This window comes from Sphingomonas sp. Ell38C01 (assembly GCF_055231975.1).
Map to the genome: position 1 here is coordinate 1077099 of NZ_JBUYVA010000001.1, position 22557 is coordinate 1099655.

General features: G+C 71.1%; 18 protein-coding genes. 9 read left to right on the forward strand and 9 right to left on the reverse strand.

The annotated features are described in order from the left end of the window. Positions 1-9 precede the first annotated feature (9 nt). Positions 10-273: a hypothetical protein gene (locus ACV7NO_RS05145; protein WP_463404946.1), complete on the forward strand. Its 264-nt coding sequence runs from the start codon at positions 10-12 to the stop codon at positions 271-273. Here ACV7NO_RS05145 and dld read toward each other — a convergent pair. Beyond that, positions 225-1949, reverse strand: coding sequence for a D-lactate dehydrogenase (gene dld / locus ACV7NO_RS05150; protein WP_463404947.1), 1725 nt, complete (start codon positions 1947-1949; stop codon positions 225-227). The genes ACV7NO_RS05145 and dld overlap by 49 nt on opposite strands. Positions 1950-2091: 142 nt before the next feature. On the opposite strand from dld, the gene ACV7NO_RS05155 reads away from it, so the two are divergent. The 3 genes from ACV7NO_RS05155 to ACV7NO_RS05165 are packed head-to-tail and all read left to right on the forward strand — an operon-like array spanning position 2092 to position 5908. Next, complete coding sequence (locus ACV7NO_RS05155) at positions 2092-3630, forward strand: DUF4153 domain-containing protein (RefSeq protein WP_463404948.1); 1539 nt, start codon at positions 2092-2094, stop codon at positions 3628-3630. Positions 3631-3641: 11 nt separating this feature from the next. Then, complete coding sequence (locus ACV7NO_RS05160) at positions 3642-4340, forward strand: response regulator transcription factor (RefSeq protein WP_463404949.1); 699 nt, start codon at positions 3642-3644, stop codon at positions 4338-4340. After that, positions 4337-5908 carry a sensor histidine kinase gene (locus ACV7NO_RS05165; RefSeq protein ID WP_463404950.1) on the forward strand — a complete coding sequence of 524 codons (1572 nt, stop codon included), beginning with the start codon at positions 4337-4339 and terminating at the stop codon, positions 5906-5908. The genes ACV7NO_RS05160 and ACV7NO_RS05165 overlap by 4 nt, the downstream gene beginning before the upstream one ends. Positions 5909-5916: 8 nt before the next feature. Here the strand turns inward: ACV7NO_RS05165 and ACV7NO_RS05170 are convergent, their stop codons facing one another. After that, on the reverse strand, positions 5917-7464 hold the full coding sequence (locus ACV7NO_RS05170; protein ID WP_463404951.1) for a putative 2OG-Fe(II) oxygenase: 1548 nt from the start codon (positions 7462-7464) through the stop codon (positions 5917-5919). 154 nt (positions 7465-7618) lie between these two features. Here ACV7NO_RS05170 and ACV7NO_RS05175 point away from each other — a divergent pair, with 154 nt between their 5' ends. Beyond that, a complete protein-coding gene (locus ACV7NO_RS05175; RefSeq protein WP_463404952.1) occupies positions 7619-10192 on the forward strand; it encodes a TonB-dependent receptor domain-containing protein in 2574 nt (857 codons plus the stop codon). A gap of 174 nt (positions 10193-10366) precedes the next feature. Then, positions 10367-11392, forward strand: a complete 1026-nt coding sequence (locus ACV7NO_RS05180; RefSeq protein WP_463404953.1) for a LacI family DNA-binding transcriptional regulator — start codon at positions 10367-10369, stop codon at positions 11390-11392. A gap of 117 nt (positions 11393-11509) precedes the next feature. On the opposite strand, the gene ACV7NO_RS05185 is transcribed toward ACV7NO_RS05180, so the two are convergent. From ACV7NO_RS05185 to rhmD, 7 genes are all read right to left on the reverse strand, one after another. After that, positions 11510-13096, reverse strand: a complete 1587-nt coding sequence (locus ACV7NO_RS05185) for an MGH1-like glycoside hydrolase domain-containing protein (RefSeq protein WP_463404954.1) — start codon at positions 13094-13096, stop codon at positions 11510-11512. Positions 13097-13100: 4 nt separating this feature from the next. Next, positions 13101-14732, reverse strand: coding sequence for a glycoside hydrolase family 43 protein (locus tag ACV7NO_RS05190; RefSeq protein ID WP_463404955.1), 1632 nt, complete (start codon positions 14730-14732; stop codon positions 13101-13103). Next, positions 14729-15790 carry an L-rhamnose/proton symporter RhaT gene (gene rhaT / locus ACV7NO_RS05195; protein ID WP_463404956.1) on the reverse strand — a complete coding sequence of 354 codons (1062 nt, stop codon included), beginning with the start codon at positions 15788-15790 and terminating at the stop codon, positions 14729-14731. Before rhaT ends, ACV7NO_RS05190 begins: the two co-directional genes overlap by 4 nt. Then, complete coding sequence (locus tag ACV7NO_RS05200) at positions 15787-16695, reverse strand: amidohydrolase family protein (protein WP_463407281.1); 909 nt, start codon at positions 16693-16695, stop codon at positions 15787-15789. The genes rhaT and ACV7NO_RS05200 overlap by 4 nt, the downstream gene beginning before the upstream one ends. 192 nt (positions 16696-16887) lie before the next feature. Continuing rightward, on the reverse strand, positions 16888-17637 hold the full coding sequence (locus ACV7NO_RS05205) for an SDR family NAD(P)-dependent oxidoreductase (protein WP_463404957.1): 750 nt from the start codon (positions 17635-17637) through the stop codon (positions 16888-16890). Then, positions 17634-18482, reverse strand: coding sequence for a 2,4-didehydro-3-deoxy-L-rhamnonate hydrolase (locus tag ACV7NO_RS05210; protein ID WP_463404958.1), 849 nt, complete (start codon positions 18480-18482; stop codon positions 17634-17636). Before ACV7NO_RS05210 ends, ACV7NO_RS05205 begins: the two co-directional genes overlap by 4 nt. A gap of 10 nt (positions 18483-18492) precedes the next feature. Continuing rightward, positions 18493-19677 (reverse strand): L-rhamnonate dehydratase, encoded by a 1185-nt coding sequence (gene rhmD, locus ACV7NO_RS05215; RefSeq protein ID WP_463404959.1) that lies wholly within the window; start codon positions 19675-19677, stop codon positions 18493-18495. 148 nt (positions 19678-19825) lie between these two features. Here rhmD and ACV7NO_RS05220 point away from each other — a divergent pair, with 148 nt between their 5' ends. The 3 genes from ACV7NO_RS05220 to lldD are packed head-to-tail and all read left to right on the forward strand — an operon-like array spanning position 19826 to position 22546. Next, a complete protein-coding gene (locus ACV7NO_RS05220; protein ID WP_463404960.1) occupies positions 19826-20632 on the forward strand; it encodes an IclR family transcriptional regulator in 807 nt (268 codons plus the stop codon). A 13-nt stretch (positions 20633-20645) separates the two neighbouring features. After that, complete coding sequence (locus tag ACV7NO_RS05225; protein ID WP_463407282.1) at positions 20646-21401, forward strand: SDR family NAD(P)-dependent oxidoreductase; 756 nt, start codon at positions 20646-20648, stop codon at positions 21399-21401. Continuing rightward, positions 21401-22546 (forward strand): FMN-dependent L-lactate dehydrogenase LldD, encoded by a 1146-nt coding sequence (lldD, locus tag ACV7NO_RS05230; protein WP_463404961.1) that lies wholly within the window; start codon positions 21401-21403, stop codon positions 22544-22546. The genes ACV7NO_RS05225 and lldD overlap by 1 nt, the downstream gene beginning before the upstream one ends. Positions 22547-22557 lie beyond the last annotated feature (11 nt).

Consider the following 22557-nt stretch of genomic DNA (forward strand, 5'->3'; position numbering starts at 1 on the left):
AGGGCGGCGATGGCCAGGAAGCGCTATCTGACGGCTACGCTGCCCGACGGGTACGTGAAGACGATCGGACCGACCTCGGTCGCCTACACGCACTATTGGCGAATCGTGGCCGACCTGGCGAACGGCAAGACCGAGGTGTTCTGGGGCCACGCCAAGTCGATTGCCGAGGCGCGGCGCAAGCGCACCGCCGCGGACGAGGCGGCGGCGCAACGCGGGTGGCGGCGCTATGCGTTCGAGATCGTCGAACTGGTCGAGACGCCGGGCGGATCGTGATCGATCCAGTCCGGGGCAGTCGAGGTCATGCCGATCCCGGGATTGAAGCGGTTGCGTGGATCGAGGCGACGATAGAAGCGGGCGAGCGCGGGCTTGGCGCGGTATTGGCGACCGACATTGTGCTCCGCGGGATATTCGGCCCCTTGGGCGTCCAGCGCGTCGAGCAGGCGGCGTTTCACCTGCACGGGATCATGGCCGCGGAGGACGACGTGGTCGCGGTGGAAGACGTGGCAGAAGAAGTGGCCGTAGCGAAGCGTGACGGCGATCGACGGCGCGACGTCCGTTGGGATCTCGCCGAACCAGGCGCGGGCGTTGCGGGGAAGCGCGACGTCGAGCGCGACGATCTCGCCGACGCGCTCGCGCTCGATCGCGCGGTAGCGGACCGCAGCGCCCGCCGCGACGAAGCGGTGGAGGAACGCCTTGGCGGCCTCGTCCGCGGTGCATTCGAACGCGGCATCGGCGAACGTCTCGGCGAGAAGCGCGCGGGTGTCGGCGAGCCCGTCGTCGGCGACTTTCAGGATCAGGTGATGCTCGTAGCGGTCGCGCCACAGCCGCAGGCGCGGTGGCAGGTGCGCCGGAAGAAGGCGGCCGAGCCGCTGAAGAAGGCGATCGGATGCGTCGGCGATGCCGAGACCAGCGCCAACGCCATCGATGCGCGCCTTCGCCGCATAGAGCGCAGGCAGTCGGTCGGTGCCGAGCAGGCGGATCGCGGCGAAGGTGTCGCGGCCATAGCGTTCGGCGATGTCGAACGTGTCGCGGTGGAGATATTCCGCCGCGATCGGAAGCGCGGCGTCGCCGGCGAGCATGCGGCGGCGCAACGTCGCCAGCGCGTCGGCGTCGTCGGTGCCGATGTAGAAGGTCGCGCCGCCAGTATCGGCCGGAAAGGTGTCCAGCCGGACCGCGAAGACGATCACGCGTCCTGCGCTGCCCGAGGCGTCGGCGAGCCTGCGCGGGTCGGCGTTGAAGCGGGCGGGGGTGGCGGCGTCGATGTCGCGAACGTGCGTGGCATAGTCACGGTCCGAGGCTGGGGCGCTCGCGGGTGGGGCGGCGAAATGCCCGGACTCGAGGCGGGCGAGCATCGTTTCTGGTTCGTCGCCCAGATCGATGCCGAGGCGGTTGACCAGCGCCAGCGTGCCGTCGGCGGCGACCTGCGCGAACAGAGCCAGCTCGGTATAGGCGGGGCCGCGGCGGACGAGAGAGCCGCCCGAATTGTTGCAGACGCCGCCGACCACCGACGCGCCGAAGCAGGACGAACCGATCACCGAATGCGGCTCGCGCCCGATCGGGCGGAGCGCACGCTCGAGCTGGAACAGCGTCGCGCCGGGGAGCGCGACGACCTGCCGGCCGGCGTCGATCAGGTGTAGCCGGTCGACGCGCGTTGTGCTGACGATCACGACGCCCGGCGGCAGGCGATCGTCGGGGGTCGAGCCGCCGGTGAGCCCGGTGTTGGCGGCCTGGACGATGACGATCGCGTCCGCCGCGACGCAGGCCTGCACGACGCGCCACAGCTCGACGAGCGATCCCGGGCGGACGACCGCGAGCGCGTCGCCCTCGCCCGCGCGCCAGCCGCGGCGATAGCGCAGCGTGGCGCGCGGGGTCGTCAGGACGTGGCGTGGGCCTGCGATCGTGCGCAGCGCCGCGATCAGCGCGGCCGGGTCGGTGGGAGCGGGCGTCATCGCTTGGTCGATACCGCAGCGGTGCGCGCGTGTCGCGGCTTGCACTCGATCTGCACCGGTTCCCCACGCGATCCGCGTCATCGTCGCCATCGCGCGCGGATGTCCGGCGCGCATTGTCGTGTCCGAGCGATAGGAGACGACAATGCTTGGACGGTCCGGGATTCGGGGGAAGCTGGCGGGGGCTGCGGCGATGGTGGGGCTGGCCGAGTGGCTGGTCGACGGCAGTGCATTGGGGTCAGTCGTCGGCGCGTTCGCGCTGGCGTGGCTCGCGGTGCTGCTGCTGGCGCGGTCTGCGGTGCGGCGGGACCGGGGGGCGTGTGTGGCCGCGCTGGCCGCGGCGGGGTTCGCGGTGGTGCTGGTCGACGATCCGGGCGTGCTGGCCTGGGCGATGTTCTGGGCGGCGCTGTCGCTGGCGGCGCTGTTGCCGCGGCGGGGGTTCGATAGCGCGGCGGCGTGGGGCGCGCGGCTGGCGTGGCATGCGCTGAGCGGGTTGGTCGCGCCGGTGCGCGATGCGGCCCTGGCAACGCGCTTGCGGCGTGCGGAGGCGCGATCGGGGGCGGTCGGCGTCCTTGCGCTGCTGGTGCTGCCGGTGGCGGGCGGGGCGGTGTTCGTCGCGTTGTTCGCGAGTGCCAATCCGCTGATCGGCAATGCGCTGGCGAGGATCGCGCCGCCCGATGCGTGGGAGGCGACGTGGCGGACGCTGCTGGCGGGCGCGACGATCGCGGTGGTGTGGCCCGCGCTGCGGCCGGCAAGGTCGACGACCGCGGCGCTCCGGGTCGCGCTGCCGTGGTCGGCGGACGTGCTCGATCCGCCGCTGGCGACGCTGACGCTGTCGCTGGTCGTCTTCAACGCGATCTTCGCCGGGCAGAACGCGCTCGACCTTGCGTTTCTGTGGAGCGGCGCGGCGTTGCCCGAGGGGGTGACGATGGCGGCGTATGCGCACCAGGGGGCGTATCCGCTGATCGTGACCGCGCTGCTGGCGGGCGGGTTTGTCCTCGTCGCGCTCCGGCCCGGAAGCGCGGGCGCGGCGGCGCCGTGGGTACGCAGGCTGGTGACGCTGTGGATCGCGCAGAACGTGCTGCTCGTCGCATCGAGCACGCTGCGCACGCTCGACTATGTCGAGGCCTACGGGATGACCGAGCTGCGGCTGGCGGCGCTGGCATGGATGGCGCTGGTTGCGATCGGGCTGGTGCTGATCGGGTGGCGGCTGATCGCCGGGCGCTCCGCGGCGTGGCTGGTCAACGCGAACGCGGCGGCGGCGACGCTGGTGCTGGCGGTGGCGAGCGTGGTGGATCTGGGCACCGCGACGGCGGCGTGGAACGCGCGGGTGGCGCTGGCGAAGGGGCGCGCGGGGCCGCCGCTGGACCTGTGCTACATGGCGCAGCTGGGGGCGTCGGCGCTGGTGCCGCTCGCGACGCTGGAGCGGCACGCGCGCGATCCGCGGCTGCGCGACCGGCTGGCGTATCTGCGGACCGAGGCGGAAGGCTGGACCGTCGAGGTGCAGCGCGACTGGCGGAGCTGGACGTGGCGCGGCGAGCGGCGGTTGGCGGAGGCGCGCGCGATCGTCGGCGCGGTGCGGCTGCGCGAGGCCGCGAACGGGCGCGCGTGCGACGGGCGGATCCTGCCGCCACCGACACCGGCTCCGGCCTCAACCCCGTTGACGCGGGCGCCGCAACGATGATCCTGTGCCCGATGCCCCGCACCATCCTTGTCGTCGACGACGATCCGCATATCCGCCAGCTGCTGGTGTTCGCGCTGGACAAGGCGGGGCTGGGCACGGTCGAGGCGGCGGACGGCGAGGCGGCGCTGGCGATGGCGGCAGCGCAGCGGCCCGACCTGATCGTCCTCGACATCAACATGCCGCGGATGGACGGGCTGGAGGTGTGCCGCCGGGTGCGCGCGGACAGCGACGTGCCGATCCTGTTCCTGTCGAGCCGCGACGACGAGATCGACCGGGTGGTGGGGATCGAGCTGGGCGCGGACGATTACGTCGTGAAGCCGTTCTCGCCGCGCGAGGTGGTGGCGCGGGTGATGGCGATCCTGCGCCGCGCCGCCGCGCCACCGCCGCCCGCGATGGCCGCCGCCTCGATCGCGCAGGGGCGATTGCGGCTCGACGTCGAGGGGTGGCGCGCCTTGTGGGACGACGGCGAGGTGGCACTGACCGTCACCGAGTTCCAGATCCTGCGGCTGCTGGCGTCGATGCCCGCCAAGGTGTTCTCGCGCGATGCGATCATCGACCGGCTCCACGGCCCGGGCTTTGCGGTGACCGACCGGACGATCGACAGCCATATCCGCAACCTGCGCGCCAAATTCGCGAGCGCAGGCGGCAGCGACCTGATCGAGACGCGCGCGGGGATCGGCTACAGCCTCGGCGGGTGTCGGGGGACGTGATCGCAACCGTGATCGGGGGCGCGAAGGCGTGGGCGAAGCGGCACTGGCCGCGGCTGCGGTTGCGGACGATCCTTTTCGCGACGCTGTTCGTGGTCGCGGGGCTACCGGGCGTCGGCGCAGTGTTCCTGCGGGTGTACGAGAACACGCTGGTACGGCAGACCGAGGCGGAGCTGGTCGCGCAGGGGGCCGCACTGGCGGCGACCGCGGCGACAGTGTGGCCGGATGCCGGGCCGGGACGAGCGGTCGAGCCCGTGGCCGTGACGGAAAACCCCTATGGCCCTTCGTCCCCGGAAAGCGGGATCGACCTGAGCGCGACGCCGATCCTGCCGGAGCGCCCCGTGCCGGTCGTCGCGACGATGCTGCCCGATGCGCGGGCGGCGTCGGGGCGGATGGCGCGGATCGTGGACGAGACGCAGAGAGTGACCCTGGCGGCGATCCTGCTGCTTGACCGCGACGGCACGGGCGTGGACGGCGGACATGCGGCGTTGCCCGAGGTAGCGGCTGCGCTGCGCGGAATGCCGGCGACGGTGCTGCGGCGCAACGGGGCGTACCGGGCGGTGTACCGGTTCGAGTGGCTGTCGCGCGCGGCCGCGATCCGGGTGCATCATGCGCGGCCGGTCGTGGTGAACGGGCGCGTCGTCGGCGTGGTGCTGCTGTCGCGATCTGCGCGGGCGTTGTTCAAGGGGCTGTATGCGGATCGGGGGAAGATCGCGCTGGGCGTCGCGCTGATCCTCGGTGCGTTGGTGGTGTTGAGCGGGCTGTTGTCGCGCGGGATCGCGCGGCCGATCGAGGCGCTGGGCGCGGCGACGCGGGCGGTGGCGAGCGGGCGGGGGGATGTGCCCCCGGTGCCGCCGACCGCGGCGATCGAGATCCAGGGGCTTTATAAGGACTTCGCCGTGATGGCGGCGGCGATCGAGCGGCGATCGCGCTACCTGCGCGACTTCGCGCATGCGGTGAGCCACGAGTTCAAAACCCCGCTCGCCGGGATCCGCGGCGCGATCGAACTGCTGGGCGAGCATGGCGACACGATGAGCGCGGCCGAGCGCCACCGCTTCCTCGCCAATGCGGACGCGGATGCGGGGCGGCTGGCGCTGCTCGTCACGCGGCTGCTGGAGCTGGCGCGCGCGGACATGAGCGCAGGGCGCGGGGGCAGCGCGGACGTAGCCGACGTGGCGCTGCGCGTGGCCGACGCGGCGCGGGGAACGGCATTCGCGGTCGAGGTCGCGGTGGCGCCGGGGCTGATCGCGGGGATCGACGCGGCGACGCTGGAGGCGGTGCTGGCGACGCTGCTGGCGAACAGCGCGCAGGCGGGGGCGCGGACCGCGACGATCGCGGCGGCGGCGGATGAGGGCGGCATCGCGATCCGCGTGCGCGACGACGGGCCGGGCATCGCGGCGGGGGACCGGGCGCGGATCTTCGAACCGTTCTTCACGACGCACCGGACGCGCGGCGGAACCGGGCTGGGGCTGCCGATCGCGGCCTCGTTGCTGGATGCGCGCGGCGGCGGGCTGGCGCTGGAAGACGGGGAGGGCGGCGCGGCGTTCGTCGTTCGGGTCGCGGCGGGCTGATCCAGGGATCACCAGCGCGGGCGGGCGATGTCGAACGCGATCGAGAGGCGCTCCCCGTCCGCGAAGGGCGCGGTGCCGTGCCAAAGCGTCGAGGGGAAGAGGACGAGGTGGCCGACCTTCGGCTCGACCGCGCGACAGGCGGGGAGCGCGAGGTTCAGCTCGGGCGGGGGCGTGCCGAACCGGAGCCACCCGGCGGGCGGCGCGCCCATGGGCTCCGGCAGCGCGACGTGGCAGGCCGAGCTGATCCACCCGGCGGGGTGGGTGTGGCAGGCGTGGAAGCCCTGCGCCGACAGCCGCACCGACCAGCTGCCGGCGAAGCGCAGGTCCGCGCGGGGGGCGGAGAGGAGCGGGTGGCCAGGCTCCGGCGGCGGGAGCGCGTCGACATAGGCGCGGACCGCGTCGAGGATCGCGGCGCGGGTGCGTGCGATGATCGCGTCGTGGCGGAACAGCAGCGGCCGGTCCGTCTGGGTGCCGCCGCGGACCGACTGGTCGAGATAGGGTGCGGCCATCGTATGGAGCGAGCGGAGCAACGTCGCGAGATCGGCCAGCCCGGCGGCGGAGAGGCCGAGGTCGTAGCTGCGGACCAGCGTGTCGGCGCGGTCGAGCCATGCCGCGCGCGGGTCACCGAGGACGCGCCACGCGAGCGACAGATAGGGCCAGAGCGTCATCGCGGCGGGGCCGGCGACGTGGCGTTCGGCGAGCGCGGCGGCTTCGTCGGCGCGACCGTGGCGCAGCGCGTGGCGGATGCGGGCGAGGATCAGGCCGGGATCGGCGGAGTCTGTGAACGCGGCGAACAACGCGGGGTCTGTACTCGCACCCGATTCGCTGGCGAGGAAGAGGCGCGCGATCGCAAATGCGGGGCGGTCGCCGAGGTCGCGCGCGGTGGCGTCGATCACCGCGGCGGCGCGGTCCCATGCCTTGGCCTTGGCGAGCAGGTGGAACCAGGCGAGGCGGAGCGGCGCGTCGGCGGGCTCGGCGGCGACCGCATGGGCGAAGCCGCGGTCGAAGGCGACGGCGTCGCCGGCGGTGCGGCGAAGCGTGGCGAGCTGGACCTGCCCTTCGATCCAGGCGGGAGTGGCGGCGAGCGTGCGGTCCAGCAGGGCTTCGGCTTCGTCCGCGCGGCCCTCGGCGGCGAGTGCGCCGACGAGGTTGCGCAGGATCGCGGGGTCGCCGGGGGCGTCGGCATGAACCGCGGCGAAGGCGGCGGCGGCGGGGCGGCCGGTCTCGTAGCGCAGCTGCGCGTCGCCGAGGCGGGCGCGGGGGTCGCGGGGGGCAAGCCTCGCGGCGTGCGCCATCGCTTCGGCGGCGGCCTCGTGGTCCTGCGCGTCGTGGAGTGCGATGCCGAGCAGCCACCACGCACGCGGGGCGGCGGGGCAGGCGGCGGTGAGGCGGCGGAGGAGCGGCGCGATCCGTGGCCCCTCGCGCCCGGCGAGCGCGGCGAACACATGCGGTTCGATCTCGGCGACACATGCCGCGCGATCGTCCGCGGCGCTGCGTTCGGCGCGCGCGACGAGGAGTTCGATCGGCTGGGCGGCCACAGGGTCGGCAGGGGTCATCGCATCGTCATGGCGGTGCGGACCATAGCCTGCAAGTCATGGCGAAACGAACGATCGCAATCGTTTGCAGAAAATCGTTGCAATCGATTGGCACATTCGTATGTACAGCCTGTTCGCGCGCCGCAAAGAGCCGCGACTCCTGGGGAGGTTCCTGATGAAGCGCGTTGTATTCCAGTCCTGCGTCTCGACCATCGCGCTCGTCGCGGCCGGATTTGCGCTGCCCGCGATCGCGCAGACGACGACGGCCCCGGTCGCGGAAGCGCCCATCGCCGAGGAGGCCCCCGCGGACGACATCGTCGTGACCGCGACGAGCGGCGAGCGCTCGCGCTTCCGCAGCTCGATCTCGGTCTCGCAGGTGAGCCAGGAGGCAATCGCGGACTTCACCCCGCGCTCCGAGGCCGAAGTGTTGCGCAGCATCCCGGGGCTCCAGCCGTCGGACACCGCGGGGCCGGGCGGCAACGCGAACATCGGCGTGCGCGGCATCCCCGTCTCGACCGGCGGGTCGGAATATGTCGCGTTGCAGGAGGACGGGCTGCCCGTCACGCTGTTCGGCGACATCCAGTTCGGCAACAACGACTACTGGATCCGCTTCGACCAGAATGTCGAGCGCGTCGAGGCGGTGCGCGGCGGGTCTTCGTCAACGTTCGCGAGCCAGGCGCCGGGCGCGGTCATCAACTATCTGTCGAAGACCGGCGACAAGGAGGGCGGCTCGGTCGCGGTGTCGAAGGGCATCGGGTTCCGCGAGACGCGCGTCGACGGCGATTACGGCGCGCCGCTGGGCGGCGGGTGGAAATTCCACGTCGGCGGCTATTACCGGACCGGCGGCGGCCCGAGCAACGAGCGGTTCGACATCCTGCGCGGCTATCAGGTGAAGGGCAACGTCACCAAGGACTTCGCCAACGGCAAGGGCTTTATCCGACTGAACTTCAAGCGGCTTGACGAGCATGCGCCGACCAACTCGGCGATGCCCTCGCTCGCGACGATCGAGGGCGGCAAGGTGACCGGCTTCTCGCCGCTGCCGACGTTCGACGCGCGCGACGGATCGACCTATTCGATCTACCAGCGCCAGTTCCAGTACCTGACCAACGCGGGCACGCTGGCCAATGCCGAAGTCGACGGGATTCACCCGAAGGTGACGTCGATCGGCGGCCAGTTCCATTACGAGGCGGGCGACGCGATCACGATCGACGACAGCATCCGCTATACCGACATGAGCGGCAACTTCACGACGCAGTTCATGAACGTCGCGCCGACCGCGAGCCTGATCGGATCGAGCGCGCGCGGGATCAACGCCAACGCCAACGCCGCCGCGGTGGTGGGCGCGATCCGCTATGCCTCCGGCCCGCTCGCGGGGCAGGCCTATACCGGCACCTATGTGAACACGAACCCGAACATCAACACCGTGATGCGCGACATGGGCAGCTTCGCGAACAACCTGAGCCTGAGCGGCAAGTTCGACCTGGGCGCGGGCCGGGTGCGCGCGACCGCGGGCTGGTTCCATATGAGCCAGAACATCGTCCAGGACTGGCACGTCAACCGCCAGTACAGCGAGCTGAACGGCGAGAACGCCGCGACGCTGGACCTGTTCACGACGACGGGCACGCAGCTGACCGCGAACGGGCAGGCGGGGTTCAACAACGGCTTCGGCACGTGCTGCGCACGCACCGTCGACCTGCGCTATACCGACGATGCGCCGTTCGCCTCGGTCAACTATTCGCTCGCCGGGCTCGAGCTGGACGCGAGCGTTCGGTACGACAGCGTGAAGGGCGAGGGCACCGCACAGGTGAGCGCGGCCGGCCCGAACGTGGCCGTCACCGACGCGCTGGGCACCGCAACGCTGCCGTCGCTGCTGCCGCGCGCGTTGCCGATCGAGCGGATCGACTATCGCAAGGGCTATACCAGCTGGTCGGTGGGGGCGCTCTATGCCTTCAGCGGCGCGACCAGCGTGTTCGGGCGCGTCAGCCGCGGCGGGCGGTTCAACGCGGACCGGCGGACGCTGTCGGGCAGCGTGTCGGCGGCGGGCGTCTATACCGGGGGCAACTTCAACGCGGACGGGTCGCTCAACGCGCAGGGGCAGAGCAGCGCGATCAACTATCTGAACCAGCAGGAAATCGGCGTGAAGCAGCGCGGCGATATCGGCGCGGGCAATTATTCGGTCGAGGTCACCGGGTTCCGCTCGACGCTGACCGAGAACAATTTCGACTTCACCCGCGTGAACAACCCCGCGCCGAACAACGATCCGAACATCTCGAACGGGTATCGCTCGCACGGCGTGGAGTTCACCGGGCGGTTCAACCTGTCCAACTTCCGCCTCGCGGTCGACGCGACCTATATCCAGTCGAAGATCGTCAGCAGCGCGACCGCGGCGCTGGTGGGCAACCGGCCGGGCGGGCAGCCGAAGTTCATCGTCCTCGTCTCGCCGTCCTACGATGCGGGCGTGGTCGCGGGCGGCCTGAGCTTCAGCGGGCAGACGAGCACGCCGCTGGACGATTTCAACACCTACACCGTCAAGGGCACGACGTTCGTCAACGGCTTCGTGAAGGTGCGGCCGACGCCCAATATCGAGCTGGGGCTGAACGCGAACAACATCTTCGATACGCTGGGCTATCGCGGCGGCGGGAGTCTGGTGCCGGTCGCGGGGCAGACCGCGATCGGATCGACCGCGATCTTCCAGAACAGCGCGGTCTATGGCCGGACCGTGACGGGGTCGATCCGGTATCGGTTCTGAGGAGGTGTCCCCTCGCCGTCACTGCCGCGGCATGGGACTCCCGTTGTCTCGCCTTGAAAAGCAGACGCGGGATCCCGGCTTCCGCTGGGATGACGGGCAGGGCGTGGGCGGGGCTGCAACCCCGCCCGGCTTTTTTCGTCGCGCATCCCCTCCGGCGGACGATATAGCGGTGCGATGACCGATCCCCATGCCTTTGCCGGTCGCCGCGTCCGCACCATCGCGGAGCTGGCGCGGCTTGCCGGGGTGCATGCGGGCACCGTATCGCGCGCGCTGGCGGGCAACGACCTCGTCAACGCCGAGACGCGCGCGCGCATCCAGGCGCTGGCCGCCGAACACGGCTTCCGCCCCAACCAGATGGCGAGCCGGCTGCGCACGCAGCGCACCAACGTGATCGGCATCGTCGTGCCGCTGGGGCACGAGCGGCGCCAGCACCTGTCCGATCCGTTCTTCATGGCGATCCTGGGGCATTTGGCGGACGCGCTGACCGAGGCGGGGTACGACGTGATGCTGTCGCGGATCATTCCCGACGCGGCGGACTGGCTGGAGCGGATCGTCGATTCGGGGATGCTCGACGGGGTGCTGATGATCGGCCAGTCCGACCAGTTCGACACGATCGAGCGCGTCGCGGCGCGCTATCGCCCGATGGTAGTGTGGGGCGACCATGTCGACGGGCAGCGCCACTGCGCGGTGGGGGTCGACAACCGGCTGGGCGGGCGGCTGGCGGGCGAGCGGCTGATCGCACGCGGCTGCCGGCGGCTGGCGTTCCTGGGCGAGGTGCGCACGCTGGAGATCGCGGAGCGCTATCGCGGGCTGTGCGACGCGGCGGCGGCGGCGGGGGTCGCGGTGCCGCGCCAGCTCGACACGCATCTGGCGTCGGACATCATGCCCGCAGAGATCGCGGCGCATATCGATGCGGTGCGCGGGGAGATCGACGGGATCGCGGCGGCCTCCGACGTGATCGCGATGCGCACCGTGCGCGCGCTGGCGGACCGCGCGATCGCGGTGCCGGGGGATATTCCCGTCATCGGGTTCGACGACCTGCCGCTCGCCGAGCAGACGGTGCCGCGGCTGACGACGATCCGGCAGGATCTGGTCACCGGCGCGCGGGCGATGGTCGACGCGCTGTTCGCGCGGCTGCGCGGGGTGGCGGCGCCGTCGGTGGTGATGGCACCGGTGCTGGTGGAGCGGGATTCGGGGTAGGGCTTGCTCCGTCCCGGTCCGCTTGCTTCGAGCCAAGTCGGGAAACGTTGCGCAGCGCTTGTGGCACGTTTCTCGACCTCGCTCGAAACGAACGGGGAGGGGAAGGGGGCGAGTGCGTTAGATCGAGACGTCCTCGTTGGCCGCGATCGCGATCCTGCGCGCTGGTTGGCCGGGGACGTGCAGGACGATGTGCTGGCGGGCGAGGTCGACGCCGCGCAGCGAGCGGGGGGTGCCGGTCGCGTCCGTCGTCACGCGCACGGTGCCCCCGGTGACGTGCGCGATCTCGCGGCCGTCGAGCGAGAGCGTCGCGCCGTCGGGGGTATAGGCCATCGCGGCGGTGCGACCGGCACCGGTGCGGCATGTCAGGCGGGTGGCGCGCGCGGCGGGATGGTGCGGGCGGACGGTCCAGTGGAGCGCGTCGTTGTCCTCGCGGACGCCGACGAGGCGCCATGTATAGTCGATCATTACCAGTGCGGTGGGGGAGTAATCGGGCTGGTCGGCCTGCGTGAACGCGCCGGTGAGCGGATCGAGCTGCTGGCGCATCGACGGATCGCGCTGGATGGCGTCGCACCACGCGTCCATCATCGTCGCGAACTGTGCCGAGCGGCGATAGTGATCGAACCAGCGTCCGGCGCGCAGTGCGGTGAGCGCCTGTGCCGCGCCGCCCCAGCTGTTGGGCGGAATCGGGCGGACGAACAGGGGATCGTCGAGCGCGATCGAGGGCAGGGGGACCTTCGCCCAGAACTTGCGCGGATCGCCGAGCTGGCGCGCCCAGATCCGGTCGAACATCGCCTGGTCGACGACATGCTCGCCGACGACGCGGGTGATGACGTCGCCGCGAACGCGGACGAACCGGTCCTGCGCGTCGCGATCGTAGAAGGCGGCGGTGTCTTCGTCCCACAGGCGCGCGAGGATCAGCGCGCGGATCGCCCCGGCGCGCTCGTCCCAGCGCGCGGCGTCGTCCGTCTTGCCGAGCGCGCGCGCCATCGCCGCGAGCGCGCGGCGGGCGCCGAAGACGGTGGCGGAGAGATCGGGGCAGAGGCGGGGAAGCGACGCGATGGGGTGATGCGCGGCGGCGTCCTTGTTGGGGCACTGGTTGGGCAGGCCGGCCCAGCGCGGGCTGTTGTCGTGGCCGGTGTCGTAGGTGCAGAATCCCTCGACCAGCCCGGTGCCGCGGGTGTTCCGGTAGCGGACGAGCCACGCGTCCCACGCGGCGCAGGCGCGATAGGCGTCCGCCAGCAGCGCCTCGTCCTGCGTCGCGCGCGCGAGTTCCCAGGCGGTGGCGGCGATCGGCACGACCATCTGGATCTGGCCGAAGCTGGTCTCGGTCACCTTGTTGTTCGCGGGCAACTGGCCGGTGGCGCGTTGCAGATCGAAGAAGGTGGTGTGCGAATTGCGCGCCACGTCGGGGCGCCAGTGGCGATAAACGAGCGCCTCGTGCGGCCCGCATTCCTGCCAGATGCCCTGATAGGTCGCGCCCTCGATCAGCACGGGCTTGCTGACATAGGGCATGACGCGGACGTTGCCGGCGAGGACCGCGAGCGCCTTGTCGTAGGCGGCCTGCCAGCGCGGGTTCGCGGTCGTGAAGGTCGGGGCGTCGGGTGCGACTGGCGCAGCGGCCGTCGTTGCCGGAAGCGACGCGGCGGCGGCGGCGGCGGAGGCGGCGGAGGCGGCGGTGCCGGCTAGGAAGGCGCGTCGGTCCATCGGGTCAATCCTTCGGCGGGATGGGGGTGTCGACGCGGACGTGGTCGATGTCGATCGAACCGCCGGGGGCGGCGCGCGTGAAGGTGAAGAGCGCGGGGCGCGAGCCCTTCCACCACGAGAATTTCGCGAGCGGGATCGGTTGGCCGAGCGCGTGGTAGGTGCGGCCGTCGAGGCTGTAGGCATAGCGGACGCGCTGGTCCGGGGTGACCTCGGCACGCAGGTCGAGCGTGCGCGCGGTGAGCGTGGGGCCGGGGGTCTCGACGCCTTCGGAGGCGAGGGTGATGCGGCGCGCGGTGCCCTGCCGGACGACGCCGATCCAGCTGGGGCGGACCCCGAACAGCGAGAGCCCGGCGCGCTGGCCATCGACCATGCGCGTCGTGTCGAGGCGCGCGGTGATGCGCGAGGAGGGGCCCTGGAGGATCTGCGTCAGCGTGTTGCGCGCGGTGACGAGGTGGTCGGCGGGGAGCGCGGTCAGGCGGAGATAGCCGGGGCGTTTCGTGAGGCTCCACGCGCGGTCGTCGGGGTTGTGGTTCCATTCCCACTGGACGCCGAGGCGGGGGCTGGCGAAGTCGTCCGAGGCTTGCAGGCGGCGGGTGTCGGGCGCGGCGCCGGTATCGGGCCCGGTATCTGGCCCGGTATCTGGCATGGCGTGGCGTGCGACCGGCTGGCCCGCGGTGCTGCCGGGGATCGGATCGCCGATCAGCGGCCAGCCGTCGACCCAGCGGAGCGGCTCGAGATAGGTGATGCGGCCGAACGCGCCGGTCGAGTTGAAGTGGACGAACCAGCCCTGACCGGAGGGCGTCTCGATCCAGCCGCCCTGATGCGGCCCCTCGAGCGCGGTAGTGCCCTGGCGGAGGACGACGCGGTGTTCGTATGGGCCGCGGATGTCGCGCGCGCGCAGCGCCGCCTGCGCGCCCTTCTCGACGCCGCCGAAGGGGGCGAGGATATAGTACCAGCCGTCTTGCTTGTAGAGCTTGGGGCCTTCGAGGATCGGCAGGTTGGCCTTGTCCTCGACGATCGTCGTGCCGGCGTCGAGCACGCGGGTGCCGTCCGCCGTCATGCGGTGGAGGATCAGCGGGCCGGCGCCGTGGCGCGAATGGACGAGCCAGGCGGTGCCGTCGTCGTCCCAGAAGGGGCAGGGGTCCTCGAGCAGCGGCTGGTCGATCACCTTGACAGGGACGGTCCACGGGCCTTCCGCGCGCGTGGCGGTGGCCATGAAGATGCCCTCGTCGGGGGTCGCCCAATAGACCCAGAAGCGGCCGGCATGGTGACGGATCGAGGGTGCCCAGACGCCGCCGGCATAGCGCGTGCCGCCGACGGGTTTCGAGATCGCGTCGGTCAGCGTGTGCGGGCCGGGCATGTCGTATTGCGGCGCGAAGGGCAGGCGCGGGAGGACGTGCCCCAGGATGCGCCAATGGACGAGATCGCGCGATTGGAGGATCGGGATGCCGGGCGAGAAATGGAAGCTGGAGGCGACGAGATAATAGTCGCGGCCGACGCGGATCACGTCCGGGTCCGAATAGTCGGCGAACAGGATCGGGTTGGTGTAGGTCGCCTCGCGCGACGCGGCGGGGCCCGTTTGCCGCGGGGCGGCGGGGGCGGCGAGCGCGATGGCGAGGAGCGGGGCGATCCTCATGCCGCGCGCATGTTGCCGTAGCCGATGACGACGGTGGCGAGCACGAGCAGCGCGACGCCGGACCAGACGGTGGCGCGCACCTTCGGCGCGGCATCGCGCCATTCGCGGAACGCGAAGCCCCAGAGCGTGCCGAAGATGATGATCGACGCCATGTGGAGCGTCCAGGACGAGAAGCCGAACCGGCCCATCTGGCTCTCCCCCATCGTGTAGAAGAAGAACTGGAAATACCAGGCGAGCCCGGCGAGCGCGCACAGCGCGAAGTTGGCGGCGAGCGGCGCGCCCGCGGCGGACGGGGTGCGTGCGAGCCACTCGCCCGCGCTGCGGTTGCGCACGATCAGGATCGCACACCATGCGGCGTTGGTCAGCAGCCCGCCGAACATGACGAGGCACAGGACGGGGAGGCCGGTCCATAACGGCCCGGTGCCCGCGGTGGCGGACAGCGCCTTGACGGGCTCTCCCGCAGCGAGGCCGAACGCGAAGCAGGACGACATGACGCCCGAGAAGACCGCGACGCCGATCCCCTTGCGGAAGTCGAACTCGGCGATCGCGGCGGCCTTCTGTGCGGGCGACAGCGCGGCGTCCTTGCGTGCGCCGGCTAGGGCGACGACGACGATCCCCGCGAGCGTGATCGCGAGGCCGAGGAGGACGATGTTGCCGCTGGGGGTGTCGAGCAGCTTTGCGGCGAAATCGCCCTGGAAGATCGGCGGGATCAGCGTGCCGAACACGGTGCACAGTCCGAGCACGACCGCCATGCCGAGCGACAGCCCGAGATAGCGCATCGTGAGCCCATAGGTGAGCCCGCCGAAGCCCCACAGCATCCCGAACACGATCGGCCAGACGATCGCGGAGGTGGGCGCGGCGGCGAGGACGCCGGGCAGGTCCTCCGTGCGCAGCGACGCGAACAGCCACGGCGCGACCAGCCACGAGACGATGCCGCCGGTGAGCCAGTAGATCTCCCACGACCAGCGCTTCACGCCGCGATAGGGGACGTAGAAGCTGGCGGAGGCGAGCCCGCCGAGCCAGTGATAGACGACGCCGGTCAGCGGGTTGGGGGTCACGGCGTATCTCCAAGATCAAGCCCGAGGCGGTAGAGGCGGTTGGCGTTGCCCGCGAACAGCGCGCGGCGGTCGGCGTGCGTCAGGTCCGCGACCGAACCGGCGAGCATTTCCAGCGTCGCGTCGAACGGGGCGAAGAGGCGATCGGTGGGAAAGTCGCTGGCCATCATCGCGCGGTCGGCGCCGAACAGGTCGATCGCGGCGCGGACGCGGTCGCGCGCGGCGGCGGTCTCGACGGGGCGGAACGCGAAGCCGAGGCCCGAGAGCTTGACCGCGACATGGGGCAGCCGGGCGAGCGCGCGCATGCCGGCGTGCCAGTCCGCGCCGCCGTCGATGCCCATACCGGCGTGGTTGACGATCACCGGAATGTCCGGGTGGCGTTCGAACAGCGCGGCGAGCGCGGGCATCTGCGCGGGGTAGCATTGGAGATCGAACGACAGGCCGTGGCCTGCGAGCTGCGCGAAGCCGCATTGCCAGGCGTCGTCCCGCGTGACGTCGCGGGCGGTGTAGGTGCGTGCGGCGTCGGGGTGCCAGTTGACGATATGGCGGATGCCGCGGACCGCGGGGCGCGCGGCGTGGGCGGCGAGCGTCGCGGCGAGATCGGGGGCGTGGAGCGCGGCGTGCGCGACGATCGCGACGGGGAGGCCTTGCTCCGTGGCGGCGTGTTGCACCCAGTCGGTTTCGGCGACCGCCTGTGCGGGGTCTGCGCCCGCCTCGACATGGACCGCGCCGACGATGCGCCAGCCCTTCGCCTCGGCGAGATGGTCCGCCGGGAGGTAGTCGCGCGCGATCGCGGAGACGTCGCCATTGGGGCCGTTGGCGGCGAAGGGGGGCGTGAGCCAGGGGTAGGACAGCCGGTCGAGCTGCCACCAGTGGACGTGCGCGTCGACGAAGGGCAGGTCGGTCAGGGTGTCGGTCCTCTCTCTAGGGGCTTCCCGGTTCTGCCGGTGATGCGGGGTGTTGCGAAGTTGCTTGGCCGATCCGGCTTGCCCCGTTCGTGCTGAGCTTGTCGAAGCACCGTCTTTCCTTGCTCCCGTCGAGAAGAAGGGCAGCACTTCGACAAGCTCAGTGCGAACGGGAGCGAGGAGCTGGATGCGCCATTAGAACGTGGTGCGGCCTCCAGAGGTGTCGAAGGTGGCGGCGGTGGTGAAGCTGCATTCCTCGCTGGCCATGAAGCAGACCATCGCGGCGGATTCCTCGATCTCGCCGAGGCGGCCCATCGGGATCTTGCCGCGCATATAGTCGACCTGGCTCTGGGGGAGCTGGTCGAGGATCGGGCTTTCGAAGGTGGCGGGGGTGATCGCGTTGGCGAGCACGCCCTTTCCGGCGAGTTCCTTGCCGAGCGACTTGGTGAAGCCGATCACCGCGGCCTTGGAGGCGGAATAGGCGCTGGCATTGGGGTTGCCCTCCTTGCCCGCGACCGAGGAGACGTTGACGATCCGGCCATAGCCGTTGGCGAGCATCGCCGGGACGACCGCGCGGTTGCAGTAGAAGAGCCCGTTGACGTTGATGTCGATCACGCGCCGCCAGCTGTCGAGAGGGAAGTCCTGGACGGGGACGGTCGCGCCCGTGATCCCCGCCGAGCAGACGAGGATATCGACGGTGCCGAGCGCGGCGAGCGTTTCGGCGGTGGCGCGCTCGACCGCGACCTGGTCCGACACATCGAGCGCGACGCTGTGCGCCGCGCCTGTCTCCGTCTTCGCAGCGGCGAGCGTCTCCGCGTTCATGTCCCACAGCGCGACGCGGCCACCCTCCGCGACGATCCGCGCGGCGACCGCCTTGCCGAGCCCCGATGCGCCGCCGGTGACGATCGCGGTCCGCCCCGCGAACCGCCCGGACCACAAGGTCATGTGCGCGCCCCGAGGTCGAACGCGACGACGCGCTGCGTCTGCGTGCCGAGGCGGTCGATCGCGAGCGTCATCATGTCGCCCGCCTTCAGGAAGATCTTGGTCGGCTTCTTGCCCTCGCCGACGCCGGGGGGCGTGCCGGTTATCATGAGGTCGCCGGGGTGGAGCGTGACGTAGCGGCTGACATAGGAAATCAGCTCGTCGATCGCGAAGATCATCGTCTTCGTGTTGCCGGTCTGCATCCGCTGGCCATTGACGTCGAGCGTCATGGCGAGGTCCTGCGGGTCGCCGATCTCGTCGGGGGTGACGAGCCACGGGCCGGTCGGGCAGAAGGTGTCGTGGCCCTTGCCCTTCGACCACTGGCTGCCGCGCTCCTTCTGGTCGAAGCGTTCGGACACGTCGTTGCACAGGACGTAGCCGGCGACGTGAGCGAGCGCGTCTTCCTGCGCGACGTGGCGGCACGTCCGGCCGATGACGACGCCCAGCTCGACCTCCCAGTCGCTATGGGTCGAGTCCTTCGGAAGCATCACGTCGTCGTCCGGGCCGGAAAGGCTGGAGAGCGCCTTCATGAACATGACCGGCTCGGTCGGGATCGCGAGGCCCGATTCGATCGCGTGGTCGCGGTAGTTGAGCCCGATCGCGACGATCTTCGAGATGCCGGTGACGGGGACGCCGTAGCGTGGGCTTCCCTCGACCAGCGGGAGCGTGGCGGGGTCGAGCCCCTCCAGCCCTTCGATCGCGTCGACGGTGATGTCGGGGACCAGCGCGGAGAGGTCGCGGATGCGGCCGTCGGCGTCGATGAGGCCGGGTTTCTCGGCACCCGCGGGGCCGTGGCGGCAGAGTTTCATGGGGGCGTCCTCAGTGCGTGTAGGGGCGGTGGAGCGGGATGTCGCGGTTGAGCTCGACGCCGAAGCCCGGCTTGTCGAGCGCGCTCGCGCGGATGCGGCCGTTCACGGGCACCGGCTCGCCGAGCAGCTGCGGGGCGAACATCGGCACCACCTCGGTCGGGCCGGGATGCATCATCAGGAACTCGGCGAAAGGCGAGTTGTGGCGGGTGATGACGAAGTGATAGCTGTAGACGCTCGAGCCGTGCGGGATCACCAGCTTGCCCTTCGCGTCCGCCAGCGCGGAGATCTTGAGCAGCTCGGTCACGCCGCCGCACCAGCCGACATCGGGCTGGATGATGTCGCAGCAGTCCATCTCGAGCAGCATGCGGAAGCCCCAGCGCGTCGCCTCGTGCTCGCCGGTGGTGACGAGCATGCCCTTGGGCACGTTGCGCTTGAGCTCCGCATAGCCCCAGTAATCGTCGGGGCTGATCGCTTCCTCGATCCATTTGAGGCCGTGCTCGTGGCAGGCGATCGCGAGGCGGGTGGCATAGTCGACGTCGAGCGCCATCCAGCAATCGTACATCAGCCAGAAGTCGGGGCCGCATTTCTCGCGCATGTCGGCGAGCAGCGCGACGTTCTTGGCGAAGCCCTCCAGCCCCTCGGCGGGGCCGTGATGGAGCGGGAGCTTGCCGCCGATGAAACCCAGCTCCTTCGCGATATCGGGCCGCGCGCCGGTGGCGTAGAATTGCAGCTCGTCGCGGACCGGACCGCCGAGCAGCTGGTGGACGGGCTCGCCGCGCAGCTTGCCGAGCAGATCCCACAGCGCGAGGTCGACGCCCGAGATCGCGTTCACGACGAGACCCTTGCGGCCGTAATATTGCGTCGAGAAATACATCTGGTCCCAGATCTTCTCGTACTCGGCCGGGTTGCGACCCTCCAGGAAGCGCGCGAGGTGTCTCTCGACGATATAGCAGGCGGGCTCGCCGCCGGTCGTCACCGCGAAGCCGATCGTGCCGTCCTCCGCCTCGATCTCGACCACCAGCGTGCCCAGGACGTTGATGCCGAAGCTCTGCCGCGACTGGCGATAGTCCGGGTACTTGCTCATCGGGGTGGCGATGTGATCGTCGATCCAGTGGCCCGCGGCCTGATCGTGATAGTCGGCCCCGCCACCGCGGACGGTGAAGGCGCGAACGTGGCGGATCTTCGACAACGTCATGCGACGGCTTCCCGGCGAGCGAAACGGTGGAGACGCCGTCCCATCATCTGGTATGGACAGTCATTGTCGATGTGGGACCGCACGATACCCCTCCTGTATTCCGCCAGCCTTGCGGATGGTTCCATATTATGGGAAAGCGTATTATTAGATGAGACATGCTTCGTCAAACGATGATTCTCCCGACGCTGCCACCGGCGCCGCGAAGGTGCAGGCGGGGAGCCAGACGCTGCTGCGCGGGCTCGACGTGATCGAGGCGGTGGTCGACGGGCCGGTGCCGCTGGCGGATCTCGCGGCGCGGCTGGGGCTGACGCGGTCGACCGCGCACCGGTTGGCGACTGCGCTGATCGAGCGGCGCTACCTGACCTTCACGCCGCGTACCGGTTATCACTTCGGGCCCAAGCTGCTCGAACTGGGGTTCGCGGCGCAGCGGCAGACCGACATCGTCCAGGTCGCGCGCCCGCATCTGGAGGCGCTGGCGGCGGCGACCGAGGATACGGTGCATATCGGCGTGCTCGACCGCGATCGCGCGCTGTATCTCGACAAGATCGCAGGCCGGCGGCGGGTGGAGATCAGCAGCCGGGTGGGCGACCGCCAGCCGCTGACCTCGACCGGCCTGGGCAAGGCGCTGCTGCTCGACGACACGCCGGCGCGGTGGGACGCGCTGTTCGCCGCCGAGCATGCGGAGCGCGCGCCGCTGATCGACCAGGCGACGTGGCGCGCGCGGATGCAGGGCTATGTCGCGGGCGGGCACGCGTTCGACCTTGAGGAGAACGAGGACCTGATCCGCTGCGTCGCCGCCCCGGTGCGCGACGCGAGCGGGCGGATCGTCGGCGCGATCAGCGTATCGAGCGCGGCGCAGTATATGGACGACGATCGCATGGCGACGCTGACGGGCGAGGTGCGCGACGCGGCGGACGCGATCGGGCACGACCTGGGCTGGTCGGGCCGGGGGTGAGGGGATGACAGACGTGGGATTGCTCGACGGCAAGGTGGTGCTGGTGACCGGGGGTGCGCACGGGATCGGCCGCGCAATCGCGCTGGGCGCGGCGCGTGCGGGGGCGGACGTCGCGATCAACGATCTGGGCGACGGCGCGGACGTGGTCGCGGAGATCGCGGCGCTGGGCCGGCGCGCGGTGGCGATCGCGGGCGACGTGGCGGAGGCCGCGACCGCGACCGCGTTCGTCGACGGTGCGGCGGCGGCGCTGGGGCGGGTCGACGTGTTCGTCAGCAACGCCGGGATCTGCCCGTTCCACGCGTTTCTCGACATGCCCGCGGAGACGCTGGAGCGGACGATGCGGGTGAACCTGCACGGCGCATACTACATGGTGCAGGCGGCGGCGAACCGGATGGTGGCGCAGGGGGACGGCGGCGCGATCGTCGCGGTGTCGTCGATCTCCGCACTCGTCGGCGGCGAGTATCAGACGCATTACACGCCCACCAAGGCGGGCGTCCATTCGCTGATGCAGTCCGCCGCGATCGCGCTGGGGCGGCACGGGATCCGCTGCAATTCGGTGCTGCCGGGGACGATCGCGACCGACATCAACAAGGACGATCTCGCCGATCCCGAGAAGCGGCGGCACATGGAGGCGCGGATCCCGCTGGGGCGGCTGGGCGCGCCCGACGATCTGGCGGGGCCGGTCGTGTTCCTGGCGTCCGACATGGCGCGCTACGTCACCGGGGCGGCGCTGCTGGTCGACGGCGGCGCGTTCGTGAACCTGCAATGATGCGCGCGGCCTCCACGCTCGATTTCCGCGATCTCGCGAAGCGGCGGCTGCCGCATTTCCTGTTCGAATATATCGATGGCGGGTCCTACGCGGAGACGACGCTGCGGCGGAACACTGCGGATCTGGAGGCGATCGCGCTGCGCCAGCGGGTGCTGCGCGACATTTCGACGCTGGACCTGTCGACCGAGCTGTTCGGGCGGCGGCAGGCGATGCCGGTCGCGCTCGCGCCGATCGGGCTGGCGGGAATGAACGCCCGGCGCGGCGAGGTGCAGGCGGCGCGCGCGGCGGCGGCGGCGGGGGTGCCGTTCTGCCTGTCGACCGTCTCCGCCTGCCCGATCGACGAGGTGCGTGCGGGAAGCGACGCGCCGTTCTGGTTCCAGCTCTACATGATCCGCGACCGCGGGTTCATGCGCGCGCTGATCGCGCAGGCGAAGGCGGCGGGGTGCACCGCGCTGGTCTTCACCGTCGACATGCCGGTGCCGGGATCGCGCTATCGCGACTATCGCTCCGGGCTCGCCGGATCGGCAGGGCGGGCAGGGGCGCTGCGGCGCGCGTGGCAGGCGGTGAAGCGGCCGCGCTGGGCGTGGGACGTGGGCGTGCACGGACGCCCGCACCAGCTGGGCAACGTCGCGCCGGTGCTGGGGCCGAGTACAGGGCTGGAGGATTTCTTCGCGTGGATGCGGGGCAATTTCGACCCGACGGTGACGTGGCGCGACCTCGACTTCATCCGCGAGACGTGGGACGGCCCGCTCGTCATCAAGGGCATCCTCGACGCCGACGACGCTCGCGAGGCCGCGGCTCTGGGCGCGGACGGCCTCGTCGTCTCCAACCATGGCGGGCGGCAGCTGGACGGCGTGCCCTCGACCGCCGCCGCGCTGCCCGCGATCGCCGCGGCGGTGGGGGACCGGATGACGGTGCTGGCGGATGGCGGGGTGCGCACCGGGCTCGACGTCGTCAGGATGCTGGCGCTGGGCGCGCAGGGCGTGCTGCTCGGGCGCGCCTGGGCCTTCGCACTGGCGGCCGATGGCGAGCGCGGCGTGCGGCACATGCTCAGCCTCGTCGAGGCGGAGATGCGCGTTGCCATGGCGCTGACGGGGTGTACGACCCTGTCCGCGATCACCCCAGACATCCTTGTCCGACCCTAGCAGGACCAGAC

Bases quoted from the DNA above. Each gene is read 5' to 3' on its own strand.
- ACV7NO_RS05145 (WP_463404946.1), top strand. From the start codon at position 10: ATGGCCAGGAAGCGCTATCTGACGGCTACGCTGCCCGACGGGTACGTG.
- dld (WP_463404947.1), bottom strand. From the start codon at position 1,949: ATGACGCCCGCTCCCACCGACCCGGCCGCGCTGATCGCGGCGCTGCGC.
- ACV7NO_RS05155 (WP_463404948.1), top strand. From the start codon at position 2,092: ATGCTTGGACGGTCCGGGATTCGGGGGAAGCTGGCGGGGGCTGCGGCG.
- ACV7NO_RS05160 (WP_463404949.1), top strand. From the start codon at position 3,642: ATGCCCCGCACCATCCTTGTCGTCGACGACGATCCGCATATCCGCCAG.
- ACV7NO_RS05170 (WP_463404951.1), bottom strand. From the start codon at position 7,464: ATGACCCCTGCCGACCCTGTGGCCGCCCAGCCGATCGAACTCCTCGTC.
- ACV7NO_RS05175 (WP_463404952.1), top strand. From the start codon at position 7,619: ATGAAGCGCGTTGTATTCCAGTCCTGCGTCTCGACCATCGCGCTCGTC.
- ACV7NO_RS05180 (WP_463404953.1), top strand. From the start codon at position 10,367: ATGACCGATCCCCATGCCTTTGCCGGTCGCCGCGTCCGCACCATCGCG.
- ACV7NO_RS05185 (WP_463404954.1), bottom strand. From the start codon at position 13,096: ATGGACCGACGCGCCTTCCTAGCCGGCACCGCCGCCTCCGCCGCCTCC.
- ACV7NO_RS05190 (WP_463404955.1), bottom strand. From the start codon at position 14,732: ATGAGGATCGCCCCGCTCCTCGCCATCGCGCTCGCCGCCCCCGCCGCC.
- ACV7NO_RS05205 (WP_463404957.1), bottom strand. From the start codon at position 17,637: ATGACCTTGTGGTCCGGGCGGTTCGCGGGGCGGACCGCGATCGTCACC.
- ACV7NO_RS05210 (WP_463404958.1), bottom strand. From the start codon at position 18,482: ATGAAACTCTGCCGCCACGGCCCCGCGGGTGCCGAGAAACCCGGCCTC.
- rhmD (WP_463404959.1), bottom strand. From the start codon at position 19,677: ATGACGTTGTCGAAGATCCGCCACGTTCGCGCCTTCACCGTCCGCGGT.
- ACV7NO_RS05220 (WP_463404960.1), top strand. From the start codon at position 19,826: ATGAGACATGCTTCGTCAAACGATGATTCTCCCGACGCTGCCACCGGC.
- lldD (WP_463404961.1), top strand. From the start codon at position 21,401: ATGCGCGCGGCCTCCACGCTCGATTTCCGCGATCTCGCGAAGCGGCGG.